Annotated in this window: 12 protein-coding genes and 2 pseudogenes; 8 read left to right on the forward strand and 6 right to left on the reverse strand. The window is 58.9% G+C overall.

Going from position 1 to position 12,667, the window contains the following annotated elements:
• The first annotated feature begins 241 nt into the window (after positions 1-241).
• Positions 242-1,231 carry an SDR family oxidoreductase gene (locus VI25_RS14520; protein WP_045689900.1) on the forward strand — a complete coding sequence of 330 codons (990 nt, stop codon included), beginning with the start codon at positions 242-244 and terminating at the stop codon, positions 1,229-1,231.
• A gap of 10 nt (positions 1,232-1,241) precedes the next feature.
• Here the strand turns inward: VI25_RS14520 and msrB are convergent, their stop codons facing one another.
• On the reverse strand, positions 1,242-1,721 hold the full coding sequence (msrB, locus tag VI25_RS14525) for a peptide-methionine (R)-S-oxide reductase MsrB (RefSeq protein WP_045689901.1): 480 nt from the start codon (positions 1,719-1,721) through the stop codon (positions 1,242-1,244).
• A 207-nt stretch (positions 1,722-1,928) separates the two neighbouring features.
• On the opposite strand from msrB, the gene purU reads away from it, so the two are divergent.
• Positions 1,929-2,780: a formyltetrahydrofolate deformylase gene (gene purU, locus VI25_RS14530; RefSeq protein ID WP_045689904.1), complete on the forward strand. Its 852-nt coding sequence runs from the start codon at positions 1,929-1,931 to the stop codon at positions 2,778-2,780.
• A 185-nt stretch (positions 2,781-2,965) separates the two neighbouring features.
• Here the strand turns inward: purU and VI25_RS14535 are convergent, their stop codons facing one another.
• The 5 genes and pseudogenes from VI25_RS14535 to VI25_RS27005 all read right to left on the reverse strand — a co-directional run bounded on the left by VI25_RS14535 (position 2,966) and on the right by VI25_RS27005 (position 7,123).
• Complete coding sequence (locus VI25_RS14535) at positions 2,966-3,268, reverse strand: hypothetical protein (protein WP_045689902.1); 303 nt, start codon at positions 3,266-3,268, stop codon at positions 2,966-2,968.
• Between the two features lie 21 nt (positions 3,269-3,289).
• A complete protein-coding gene (locus VI25_RS14540) occupies positions 3,290-3,556 on the reverse strand; it encodes a hypothetical protein (protein WP_055562606.1) in 267 nt (88 codons plus the stop codon).
• Between the two features lie 530 nt (positions 3,557-4,086).
• The gene (locus VI25_RS14545; RefSeq protein ID WP_045689903.1) at positions 4,087-4,473 is read right to left on the reverse strand and encodes a DUF3037 domain-containing protein; all 387 of its coding nucleotides are present in this window, start codon (positions 4,471-4,473) and stop codon (positions 4,087-4,089) included.
• Positions 4,451-5,242 (reverse strand): HipA family kinase, encoded by a 792-nt coding sequence (locus tag VI25_RS14550; protein WP_055562607.1) that lies wholly within the window; start codon positions 5,240-5,242, stop codon positions 4,451-4,453. The genes VI25_RS14545 and VI25_RS14550 overlap by 23 nt, the downstream gene beginning before the upstream one ends.
• A gap of 94 nt (positions 5,243-5,336) precedes the next feature.
• A pseudogene (locus tag VI25_RS27005) lies at positions 5,337-7,123 on the reverse strand (protein adenylyltransferase SelO).
• Between the two features lie 181 nt (positions 7,124-7,304).
• On the opposite strand from VI25_RS27005, the gene VI25_RS27850 reads away from it, so the two are divergent.
• The 6 genes and pseudogenes from VI25_RS27850 (at position 7,305) to VI25_RS14575 (ending at position 12,639) form a co-directional block, all read left to right on the forward strand.
• Positions 7,305-8,117, forward strand: a complete 813-nt coding sequence (locus VI25_RS27850; RefSeq protein ID WP_201783311.1) for an RtcB family protein — start codon at positions 7,305-7,307, stop codon at positions 8,115-8,117.
• Complete coding sequence (locus tag VI25_RS27855; protein WP_201783312.1) at positions 8,081-8,734, forward strand: RtcB family protein; 654 nt, start codon at positions 8,081-8,083, stop codon at positions 8,732-8,734. The genes VI25_RS27850 and VI25_RS27855 overlap by 37 nt, the downstream gene beginning before the upstream one ends.
• A 93-nt stretch (positions 8,735-8,827) precedes the next feature.
• Positions 8,828-9,685, forward strand: a complete 858-nt coding sequence (locus tag VI25_RS25935) for a leucine-rich repeat-containing protein kinase family protein (RefSeq protein ID WP_201783313.1) — start codon at positions 8,828-8,830, stop codon at positions 9,683-9,685.
• A 44-nt stretch (positions 9,686-9,729) separates the two neighbouring features.
• Complete coding sequence (locus VI25_RS25940; protein WP_201783314.1) at positions 9,730-10,161, forward strand: protein kinase; 432 nt, start codon at positions 9,730-9,732, stop codon at positions 10,159-10,161.
• A 312-nt stretch (positions 10,162-10,473) separates the two neighbouring features.
• Positions 10,474-10,785 carry a hypothetical protein gene (locus tag VI25_RS14570; RefSeq protein ID WP_045688073.1) on the forward strand — a complete coding sequence of 104 codons (312 nt, stop codon included), beginning with the start codon at positions 10,474-10,476 and terminating at the stop codon, positions 10,783-10,785.
• A 316-nt stretch (positions 10,786-11,101) separates the two neighbouring features.
• Positions 11,102-12,639 (forward strand): annotated as a pseudogene (locus VI25_RS14575) (SulP family inorganic anion transporter).
• Positions 12,640-12,667: the final 28 nt, after the last annotated feature.

Here is a 12,667-nt window from a genome sequence, read left to right on the forward strand (position 1 = left end):
GCAGCTCCCTACCGGGATGGCGGCTTCTACTGCTATATCATACCAACAGGCTCTCCATGCGGGGGGCCTGTTTCCGTATACTCTCACCCCTTCACAACCGTAGCGCTAGCACAAACAGCACTAAGGCGTACACTAGAGCTGTAGGTGGTGGATGAGTTGCTCCCAGGCTGCATTCCGGCGTGCGTGCACCAGACGCGGCCCTGCTACTCTTTTTCTACACGACCTCTTGACTACTCTTCCTATGAAAGCTAACTCTCTTCACGGAGCTACCGTGGTTATTACGGGGGCGTCCAGTGGTATTGGCCGCGCCACAGCCCTCACCTTTGCCCGGCAGGGTGCTACCCTAGTGCTAGCGGCCCGCCGCGCCGAAGTACTGGCCGAGGTAGCTGCTGAGTGTGAGCGGCTAGGAGCCCGCGCCCACGCCGTACCTACCGACGTGACGGACGCAACGGCCGTGCAACGCTTAGCCGAAAGGGCCCTGGCGGCGGGCAACGGCCGTATTGCGGTATGGGTGAACAACGCCGGTAGCGGAGCTATTGGCCGTTTCGAGGAAGTGCCGCTGGTCGCCCACGAGCAGGTACTGCGGCTTAATTTGCTGGGCTACCTCTACGGGGCGCACGCCGTGCTACCCCACTTCCGCCGCCAAGGTCGGGGCATCCTCATCAACGTCATATCCTTGGGTAGCTGGGTGCCGGAGCCTTACACGGCTTCCTACAGCGCCAGCAAGTATGGCTTGCGCGGCCTCATGGATACTCTGCGCGCCGAGCTAAGCAAAGCGCCCCACATTCACGTGTGCGACGTACACCCGGCCTACATCGATACACCCGGTTTTCAGCACGGCGCCAACTACACGGGCCGCGTAGTGAAGCCCGCGCCGCCCGTTTTTCCGGCCCAAAAGGTGGCCGATACCATTTTGGCGGTGGCGCAACGCCCGCGCCCAACCACTATGGTAGGCTGGCCCGCTACGCTGCTGCGCTGGTCCTACACGTTTGCCCCAAGCGTGGTAAACCGCATGGAGCGTCGCCTGTTCGACACGTATTTTCAGCAGGCAGAAACGGCTCCCGTTTCGGAAAACAGCCTTTTCACGCCTCACCCCGTACCGCACGGCACTGGCATTTCGGGGGGCTGGCGCAAGCCCACTACCCCGCGCAATGGCCAGTGGATAGGTGCGGCTTTGGCCGCGGGCCTAGCGGCGGCGGGGCTGGTAGCATGGCAGCGGAAGACGCGCTAAGCAACCCATATTAGTGAGAGGCGGCGGACAGCGGTTCTGAGTGTTGAGCTGCTATCCGCCGCATGCTCTCAGAGTTGATGCAGTACCGTAGGCCGCTGGGCTCGGGGCCATCGGGGAAGACGTGGCCCAGGTGGCCGCCGCACACATTACAACTCACTTCTACGCGCCGCATGTGGTGGCTTTCGTCGAAGGTGTAGCGGATGGCACTCTTGGTTTGGGGCTGGGTGAAGCTAGGCCAGCCAGATATGGCGTGGTACTTCGTGCTCGAATCGAACAGGGGACTAGCACAGCCGGCGCACACATAGGCCCCGGGCTCGTAGGAGCGGCAATACGCATTGCGGTAGGGCGACTCCGTTGCTTTCTGGCGCAGCACCTGAAACTGCGCGGGCGTCAGCTGCTGCGCCCAGGTTTCTTCGGTTTGCTCCACGCGCCGCACCGGCTCGGGGTTGCTGTAGGTGGCATATCTCAGGACGTCGGACCAGCGAAGCATGCGAGGGTAAGAGCAAAACAGTTTTGCGGGACTCAGATAAGATACCTCTTCGGCTGTCTTCCGGCCCCAGTACATAACACGTCCTGTTCGGCGGAGTTTCCAACTCAGCCCCCGATCTTACCGCGTATTCTTCCCGGTGGTGGCGCGCGGCTCTTTGCTTGCAACTACGCTACCTCGCTTTTTCTCGCACTATTATCCTTGCGCATCGTGCCTGCTACTACCCCTGCTTCTTCGCACATTCTGCTCATCCGCTGCCCCGACGAGCCGGGCCTGATTTATAAGATTAGCGGCGTTTTGTTTCGTCACGGCCTCAACATTCTGCGCAACGACGAATTTGTGGAGCGAGCCGACAACCACTTTTTCATGCGCACGGAGCTGGCCGGTGAGCTAGCCGCCGAAGATTTGCTACAGGAGCTGCGCACTACCCTGCCGGCGGCCGATATCCGCCTTTCCGACAACCGGCCCAAAAACATTGTGCTCTTGGTTACCAAGGAGCACCACTGCCTTAGCGAACTGCTGGTGCGCCATGCGTTCCAGGAGCTGAATGCGCGCATCTTGGCCGTGATAAGCAACTACGAGGTGCTCGGCGACTTGACCCGGCAGTTTGGCATTCCCTTTCACTGCGTGAGCCACGAGGGCAAAACTCGTGAGGCCCACGAAGTTGAAGTGCAGCAGATAATTGGTCAGTATGCCCCGGAGTTTGTAGTGCTGGCCAAGTACATGCGCATTCTATCGCCCGAGTTTGTGCTGCCCTACGCCAACCGCCTCATTAATATTCATCACTCCTTTTTGCCCGCCTTTGTGGGGGCTAGCCCCTACGCCCAAGCCTACGAGCGGGGCGTGAAAATCATTGGAGCTACGGCGCACTTCGTCAACGAACAGCTAGACCAAGGACCCATTATTGCCCAAAGCGTCATCCCCGTCAATCACACGCATAGTGCGGCAGAAATGGCCCAGGCCGGCCGCGACGTGGAGAAAATAGTGCTGGCCCGCTCCCTGCGCCTGGTTTTTTCCGAACGGGTATTCGTGCACCACAACAAGACTATCATCTTCGAGTAAGACCGGAGTATATGCGGGTTACTACCATCTACTGGTCTTCAAACCTCATTCTTATGCCACTCATCTAGGGCAGGCTGCCTTGGATGAGAGTTCACCTCCTGACTAGGAGTAGGAACGTCTGGCGTTCCTACTCCTAGCAGCGGGCCGCTAGGGCTGTCGGCGGTAGGGCCGGTAGGTATAGGGCACTACCACGGGATGGAGGCTGCCTTTGCTCCGTGCGCCGTGAAGAAGGACTCAATGGCCGCTTCCAAGGCCGGGCGGTCGTGCAGGGAAGTAGTGGCAAATATGTCCTGGGCGTCGAATGGAGCGGGCAGGGTGCTGAGGCGGCAGTTGGCAATGCCCAGCGGATGCTCTACGAATAGCTGCGCGCCATCTACGGCCTGGTACTCGTGCTGGTAACGCCAGGCATGGCTGAAAAGCGGCTGGCCCGCACCTCGGGTTTGATCGGTAGCAGCAAAGCCAAGGCTTCGCAAGTAGGCATCTGTCATGGATGTATAGATGAAAAAGGATTAAAGAGATGGGATGCTGGCTTCCCAGTTTACCTGGCGCAGCAATACCCGAAATTCTGCTTCGGAGGCCAGCCGTCCCTGAAAGCTGTAAAGGATCTGACCGTTTACAACCTCTAGCAACGACACCTCGGCGTCGTGATACAGCACAATGGTTTCCTGCCCGCAAGCACTAGCCCGGCTAAAGCGCACTTGTCCAGGCGGTGAGGCGTACGGGGCAAAGCCCAACGCCCGCAGCAGTTCAGCTGATGGCTGATAGAAAGAAGACATGGGGAAAATGGGGAGTGCATCTGGCCAGGGCGGCCAAGCGGTACGCTACGGTGCACCAAAACCGGTGCTAGCAAAAACCGCAGTGCGCTACTACCACGGGGCTATACCAAATGAGAGCTACTTGGTATAGCGAATGTATGAGCAGAACGCCCTTGTGTATTGGAACACGGTAAAGCTACTCATTATAAAGCAGATCTGGCCAGTGTAGCTGCTGGGTTGCCCGAAGGAGCACCCGCTTCGTGTTCTGTATACGCAAGCCAACGACACACGGCCTAGACTATACGAGAGTTACTACAAATCGTCAGGCCAAGCCCATCGGAGCATCCCTACTCCTTGGTTGAGCCAAAGCTAGTTGGTAGCAATACGCCGACGGACTTCGCCTGACCGCCCGTGAATTTTGGTGCGGGACACCTACTACACTAGGTATCCCGCACTTCTACAGCCTGTTTATTGGTTGATTATTACGGCACGACGTAGTGGTACTTAGGCGTGCCGCTGATGGCAAAACCGGCTACGTTTATATCCTGCCCTTAGCTGACCAACTGGTCGAATAAGCGTGCTAACGTAGCGGCGGGGTCCTGGCACAAGCCCGGGTGCACCGGCGACGTTTGCACTACGGTGCTGCGCGTAGCCGTAAGCCAGCGAAACCGTGAGGCCACTGCCAACTGCCCAATAGGGCCGCCTTCCTTACGTCCCCGGCAGATGCGCTCGAAGGAACGTAGTCGGGCAGCTATATCCGTCAGGTCTAGTTCGGGGCCGGCCAGGGCCCGCAGCCGGTCTTCGGGTACGGCAAACTGAACCTGCAAAAACCCCTGGGAACTGCAGTATAAGATGACGCCAACGTTGATAAACTCCTCGCGTTCTACGCGGGGCACCACCCGCAGAACGGCGTACTCAAACAAGTGCTTGTCGGGCATCATTTGCTTCCTGAACAAAGGTTTCTGATGCCGCCAAGCGGTTTTCTAAGAACTGCACGTACGCCGCGCGCTGCTCCTGGGCGGGTACATCGGGCTCGGTAAGCCACTCCTCCGGCACTAGGGCCACAATGGCGCGTAGCACCTCGGGGGTAAGGCGGGCACGAGCTTCCGCATCCACGGTGGCTAGCTCGCTGGCTTGGGGTAGAAGCACGTGGTCTTTTATTTGAGCAAAGGTGCGCCGGCTGGGGGCTGCCCAGTTGGGGCCTGCGTGGTGCACGTACAGAGCAGCGCCGTGGTCAATCAGCCACAGCTCTTTATGCCAGAGCAGCATATTGGTGTTGCGGGCCGTCCGGTCTACGTTTAGGGTCAGGGCATCGAGCCACACTACCTGCGAGGCCAAGTGGGGCTCCACGGTGGTTACCAGGGGGTCGAAGGTGCTGGCGCCGGACAGGTAGTGCAGGGCCAGGTTGAGCCCGGTACTAGCGCGCAGCAAGTCCTGAATTTCTTCGTCGGGCTCGGTGCGACCAAATGCCTCATCTAGCTCAATGAATACTAATTCGGGCAGTCGCAACCCCAGCGCCCGGGCCAACTCACCCACAATCAGCTCGGCAATGAGGGCCTTGGGGCCCTGCCCCGCCCCCCGGAACTTTACCACGTACAGAAACCCATCATCGGCCTCTACCAGGGCTGGCAGGGAGCCGCCCTCGCGCAGCGGGGTGATATAGCGCGTTACGTGTACCGTTCTGAGGGAAAGGGAACTAGCCTCCATAGACTGCAAAAAAGGAAAGATTGCAACGGGGCAAACCCCGTGCAAAGGACGCATAATTAGATAAGTTTGGGCAAATCAGCTCCCGGAGTGCCCCTTACGAGCTGCAAGAGAGCGTGGCCGAGCCTGGCTTTTCGCGGGCCCAATCGGGGCGTTTGGCGGCCAGGTCGTCGTGCTCGGGCTGCTCCGCAAAGGGCGTTTTCAGCACCGTCATAAGTCGGTTCAGCAGCGTGAGGTCGTCGGCTTCGGCTGCTTCAATAGCTTGCTGAGCCAAGTAGTTGCGCAGCACGTACTTGGGATTGGCCGCCAGCATCAGCGCACGAATGGCATCGGGGGTAGCCGTTTCCTGGCGCAGCCGCTGTAGGTAGCTCTGTAGCCATTCTACCAGCTTCTGCTCCTCATTGGGGGCCATGGAGTAGGCCGCCGCCGCCAGTAGCTCCCGCCAGGTTTCCGCCTCCGAGCCACCCTCCGCCAGCAGGCGCGGCGCCGCGTGCGACAAGTGACGGAAAAACAGCGTCATGTCTACTTCTGACTCGGTGAGGGCCTGCTCCAGCTCTTCAATCAGCTTCTGGTCCTGCTCCGTAGCCTTGTCGGAGAGGCCGAGCTTGCGCAGCATCATGGCGTGCCGGGTAGTAGCCAGCGTATCCACGTAGAGTTGCAGGGCGGGGTTCAGCTCCTGAATGTCGTTGACCAGGGGAGAAATGGCTTGGCCTAGCTGCATAAGATTCCAGAGGCTACCCGCGGCTGCTGCCCAAAGGCGTAGCGCCGGCCGCCGAAGTCGGTGGTGTTAGGCGTCCAGTCGGGGTCGTAGGGCTCCAGCCAGCCGTAGGGGCCATAGTCGATGGTCAGCCCCAGAATCGACATATTATCGGTGTTCATGACGCCATGCACGAAGCCCACCGACATCCAGTGCGCAATCATAACGGCCGTGCGGCGGCATACTTCTTCAAACCAGCGCACATACACGGCCGGGGATGGCTCGCCCAACTCTGGGAACTGATGGCGGATTACGTAGTCGGCCAGGGCACGCAGGTTGTCCATTTCACCCAGGGCCAGCAGAATCTGGAAGTTGCCGAAGCGCACGAAGGTAGGCGCTACCCGGGCCACAATGGCACCGGGCTCGGGGCGGGCATTTCCGTTGTAGAACATGTCGCGCACTACTTCGTCGCCGGTGGCTACTAGGCTCAGCGCCCGGGTAGTAGGCACGCCCAGATAGTACATGGCTTCACTGCATAGAAACTCACGCAGGGAAGAACGGAGTACGGCGCGGCCATCGGCGCGGCGGGAATATGGCGTGGGCCCAGCGCCCTTCAGCTGAATTTCCCAGCTAGAGCCGTCGGTGGCCGTGAGTTCGCCCAAGGACATGGCGCGTCCGTCGCCGAGTTGGCCGGCCCAATTGCCAAACTGGTGGCCGCCGTAGCGAGCCGCAAATGGCTTCATGCTCTCAGTTACAAGGTTGCCGGCCAGCGCATTCACGGCTGGCCCCCGCTCTGAGGGGCGCGTGAGGCCCAGAAAGGTGGCCAAGTCGTCGGACCAAGCCAGCAGACGCGGGTCGCGTACGGGGGTGGGCTCCACGCGTGAATAGTGGTAGCCCGGCACCTGGCGAGGCTTTTTATCGAAAGTGGCTTCCCCCCGCAGTTCATCCACGAAGGAGTTATGGAAGGGAGCTTGCTCGAGTGATTGGGTGGTAGACATGGGCAGTATGATGCAGAGCACAGAGGATTTCGGTATAACCCCAAACCCACTCGAATAGCTCCTGGTAAGTAAATGAGATAGTACGCGTGGGCGGATTCGAGGACCAGCACTGGCCTTACCGCCTACGCAACGCAACAGGCAAACCGCCCGTGTTGTGCAGGCGGCAGGATAGTAGAGACGCAAATGCATGTGCGGTTGTTGCTACTGCTGGGCCACAGAAGCGGGCTTTCACTGCGGGCGGGCAAGCGGTGGCTGGGGCAGTAACTGCGCGGCCCGGAGCACTCCCAAGATGAGCCCTAAAGGTAGCTCAGCTATAACCCAGGCCGTAAAACTCGCGCTACAACCCCTACTACCCACCTCCTCTCCCACTATGGCAACTACTAAACTGCGCGGCAACGACCTGCGCAAAATTGGCTACCCCGAGGGACGCGCCATTACCCTGGCCCTCGATATCCTCGACGACCGGCAGCTTAAGAAATTAGACAAAGGCAGCGCCCTGGCGTTGCTGCAAAAAATAAAGGAAGACCCCTACGCCTACCTGCGCGACTCGCTGTGGCGTGACCTGGCCAAGGAGTTTGTGCCCGACCCCAAGCGCAACGTAGGCCTCAATCCCGAAATCAAAGACTACCGCCGCTACGGGGAGGCGTTTATTGAAGATGGTGCCCGCAAGCAGATGGATACGGCCATGCAACTGCCCATTACCCTAGATGGGGCCCTAATGCCGGATGCCCACCAGGGGTACGGCCTGCCCATTGGGGGCGTGCTGGCCGTCGATAATGCGGTGATTCCCTACGGTGTGGGCATGGATATCGGCTGCCGCATGGCCTTGTCGGTGTTTGCGCTGCCCCCCGAGTACCTGGGCCAGCGCACCCAGGAGCTGAAAAAGCTGCTGCACAACCATACTCGTTTCGGCGCCAAAGAACTGTTTAAGAACCCTACCGACGACCCCATCTTCGACCGCCCGGAGTTCAAGGACATTGCAGTAGTGCGCGGCAAGCGCGAAGCAGCTATCAACCAACTGGGCTCCTCGGGGTCTGGTAACCACTTTGTGGAGTGGGGCGTGGTAGATATTACGGCTCCCGATAATGACTTGGACCTGCCCGTGGGCCAGTACCTGGCTTGCTCTCCCACTCAGGGTCCCGGGGTTTGGGAGCCGCCATTGCGCAGCATTACACCAAGGTAGCCATGAGCAAGTGCCCCCTCCCGCCCGAGGCTCGCTACCTCGCGTGGCTTGACTTAGATACCCAAGAAGGCCAGGAATACTGGCGGGCCATGAACCTGGCCGGCGACTACGCCTCGGCCTGCCACCGCGACATTCACCGCCGCCTCAGCCAAGCCCTGGGCGAAAAACCGCTAGCCAAGGTGGAAAATCACCACAACTTTGCGTGGAAGGAAACCTTGCTTAATGGGCGGGAAGCCATTGTGCACCGCAAGGGCGCCACTCCAGCGGGCCAAGGTGTGCTGGGTATCATTCCGGGTTCCATGACGGCTCCCGGCTTCATTGTGCGCGGCCGCGGCGAGCAGGATTCTATTCAGTCGGCGAGCCACGGCGCCGGCCGCAAAATGTCGCGCACCCAGGCCAAACAGAACCTTTCCGAAGGTGACGTACGCCGCCACCTCCGCGACCATGGCATTGAGCTGATTGGAGGCGGACTAGATGAGGCACCCATGGCCTACAAGGACATTCACCAAGTAATGGCCCACCAGCGCGACCTAGTAGATGTGCTAGGCTCTTTTACCCCGCGCATTGTGCGTATGGACGCCGGGGGCGGAGGCAAAAGCAAGTACGGCGGCGAGTAAAACAGCTTACCGGTGGCTCCCTCCCCGGATGCCAGCCAGTAGCGCGCAACTTAGTTGTGTGCTACTGGCTGGGCTGGCGCCTACCTTTGCCCTATGCACACGCTTGAACAACTACGCTCCGGGCAGCTAGCCGGTAGCACCCGCCTCGATTTATCCTGCGGCCTAACGGAATTTCCCGTTGAGATTTTCACCCTCGCCGATTCGCTGGAAATCCTCAACCTCTCGGGCAATGCGCTATCGACCTTACCCAACGACTTAGGACGGCTGCACAAGCTACGCGTGCTATTTTGCTCCTATAATCAGTTTACGGAGGTGCCCGCAGTGCTAGGGCAATGCCCGCACCTGAGCATGATTGGATTCAAGGCCAACCAGATTCGGACCCTACCCGCGGAGGCGCTTACCCCTGCTTTGCGCTGGCTTATTCTGACACATAATGCGCTGACTACCTTGCCCGATGAACTGGGTAGCTGTCCGCTTCTACAAAAGCTCATGCTGGCCGGCAACTACCTCACCGCTCTGCCCGAAACCCTGGCGGCCTGCACCAACCTAGAACTACTTCGCATTGCGGATAACGAGCTAGCAGCCCTACCCCAGTGGTTGCTGTCTATGCCGCGCCTGTCGTGGCTGGCCTACGCCGGCAACCCCTTCTGCGAAGCAGCCGAAGCCACAGTGCTGGCCCAATACCCTATTGATACCATCAGTTGGCCTAACCTTACCGTGGAGCAACAACTAGGGGAAGGAGCTTCGGGGGTAATTTACCGAGGCCAGTGGCAGCGCCCCGGCGGGGCGGCCGAGCCTGTTGCCTTAAAACTATTCAAAGGGGCTGTAACGAGTGATGGGCTACCCCACAGCGAAATGGCAGCTTGCAGCAGTGCCGGCGCCCACCCCAACCTAATTGCCGTGCACGGTAAAATTGGGCAGCACCCAGCCGGGCAAGAAGGCTGGTTCTAGAGCTGATTGATCCTGCCTTTGGTAACCTAGCCGGCCCGCCCAGTTTGGCCTCCTGCACCCGCGACGTGTATGCACCCGGAACGTCCTTTAGCCCGACCACGGCGTTGCGCATTGCCGAGGGTATTGCCGCCGCCGCCCAGCACCTGCACAGCCGCGGCATCTTGCACGGCGACCTATACGCCCACAACATCCTGAATACTACCGATGGCACTTCCCTACTAGGCGATTTTGGGGCCGCCTGCTTTTTTGGGCCCGATGATGCTACCGTGGCCCAAGCACTGCAACACCTGGAGGTACGAGCTTTTGGTTGTCTGCTGGAAGAGCTCCTGGCGCATTGCACTATGCCTTCAAACTCGGCTGCTTTTCAGCTGCTCTCCAACTTGCAACAGCGGTGCTTCCACCCTACCCCCACGAGTCGCCCACTCTTCACCGAGATTCAAGAAATCTTAGCGAATGCTCGAGCAGCAATTGCCTAGGTAGGTGCGCGGAGCGCCATTGCTCAGCATAATTGGCTAGCTTATTTCTTCTGGATGATGATGAGTACAGCAGTTCGCAGTGCTGTGGTTAGTCTTAACAGCAGAAAGGCATCAGCTCGCACATAAACTCTTGTTAATCAATGATATATATTGAATAATTAAGACCTTTTAGAAGTGCTATCCTTACTGGATAAATATAAAAATTTTATTTTTTATTCGCATTTATCCATGAATAGTAAAATTCTAGTATTAGATTGGGTCGTTCGTGGAGTGGTCCGGGAGCAGTTTACTTTTACTTCATTTCCTTGTCGTATGCCCTCATCTTCTCCTACTCTTGAGCTACAGTTGCAGCGTGTAGCATCCGCGGTCCAGCTGCACTTTGCGGAGTTACCCAACCGGTTTGCCTACGTGTATCGCCGCCACCAGGGTCAGGCCTGGGAGTGCATTGCCCACCGGGCTTGCAGCCCCTGCCTCGATCGGAAGCCGCTTCCAAGCAACACCCACGTGGAGTACGTGGTATGCTATTGCGACGCCAACGGTACCATCACCGCTACCACTTCCGTAGCCCACGCCTACCCCAATGTGCTTTCTCCCAACTCAAGCCGGGCCCACCTTCGCTCATAAGCTCACCCGGCCCTATTTCAGGAGGCCCAGTGCACGCTGCCGTCCATGTACCGGCAGTGAGCACTGGGCCTTCTTTTTGCCTTTACACTGACGCCAGACCGCAGCCGCGGCATCCATAGTGCTACTGCTTTCCGGTCAGAACAGGCCCGGCGTAGCGGCGGGCCAAGGCAAACCTGCGTACCTTTGCATTGGTATGCCCCACTTTCTACCTGCGCTTTTTCAGCTTACCCCACCCTGAGGATCGGCCTGTTTGCCTCGCGCCGCCACGTCTTGTTAGATGTGTGCGGCTTTTCTTTTGCCATTTCTCAGCCTCCACATGAACTCACTTCGCTCCTATTTTTCTCAGTATACGCTCAACGCAAAAAATGAAATCCTTGCGGGTCTTACCACCGCTTTAGCACTGGTGCCCGAGGTAGTAGCCTTCGCGTTGCTGGCCCACATTAGTCCGCTGGTGGGTATTGGCTCCGCCTTTGTCATTTGCCTGCTCACGAGTGTATTTGGCGGCCGGCCGGGCATGATATCGGGTGCGGCCGGCTCAGTGGCCGTCGTAATTGTGAGCTTGGTAGTGCAGCACGGCCCCGAGTACTTGTTTGCCGCAGTGCTCCTGATGGGAGTGCTCCAAATTGGCATTGGGTGGTTGCGGTTTGGCAAGTTCATTCGGCTTGTGCCTCAGCCCGTGGTATTTGGGTTTGTAAATGGGCTGGCCGTTATCATCTTCATGGCCCAGCTAGAGCAGTTTAAAGTGCGTGATGCGGCCGGACAGGAGCATTGGCTTAGTGGCCAGGCCCTGTGGCTGATGCTTGGGTTGGTGGCCCTTACCATGCTATCGTATACTTCTTGCCCAAGCTAACCAAGGCTGTACCCTCGTCATTGGTGGCCATTGGGGTGGTGTCGGCCCTGGTTATTCTGGGGAGCCTCGATACCAAGTCGGTGGGTGATATTGCTTCTATTGCGGGTGGGCTACCGCAGTTTCACTTACCGCAAGTACCCTTAAGCTGGGCTACGTTGCAGCTCATTTTTCCTTACTCCATTATTATGGCGCTGGTAGGCCTCACGGAAAGCCTGCTGACCCTGACGGTGGTTGATGAAATGACCGACTCGCGGGGCCGCGGCAACCAAGACTGCGTAGCGCAGGGGTTAGCCAACGTCGCCTCGGGGCTAAGCGGCGGCATGGGCGGCTGCGCCATGATCGGGCAAACCATGGTGAACCTGGAATCGCGGGGCCGGGGGCGCCTCTCGGGGGTAGTAGCAGCAGTGGCGCTGGCCTTGTTTGTGCTGGTAGGCTCCTCTCTGATTGAGCGCCTACCGCTAGCTGCCCTGGTAGGCGTGATGTTTATGGTCGTGATTGGCACCTTCGAGTGGGCCAGCTTGCGCATTTTGCGCCGCATGCCCCGTACCGACGTAGCCGTGATGCTTGTGGTAACGGTAGTAACTGCCGTGACGCAAAATCTGGCCCTGGCAGTTCTGCTGGGTGTTGTGATATCGGCGCTGGCGTTTGCCTGGGAAAATGCCCAGCGCATTCGCGCCCGCAAGCACGTAGATGCCGCGGGCGTGAAGCACTACGAGCTATACGGCCCCCTGTTCTTCGGTTCGGTACAAGCCTTTGCCGAGAAATTTGACCCCGCCACCGACCCCACCGAGGTGGTAGTAGACTTCCGGGAAAGCCGAGTAGCCGATATGTCGGGCCTGGATGCGCTGCACAAGCTTACGGAGCGCTACCAGCGCCTGGGTAAAACCCTGCACCTACGTCACCTCAGCCCCGACTGTCGTCGTTTGCTTGGTCAGGCCGGCGCCCTAGTAGAGGTCAATATTTTGGAAGACCCCGAATACGTTGTAGCCACGCCAGCCGGGTAGTACCGCCACAGCGCACTACTACCCAAAT

Source organism: Hymenobacter sp. AT01-02 (genome assembly GCF_000961955.2).
Lineage (GTDB): Bacteria > Bacteroidota > Bacteroidia > Cytophagales > Hymenobacteraceae > Hymenobacter > Hymenobacter mucosus.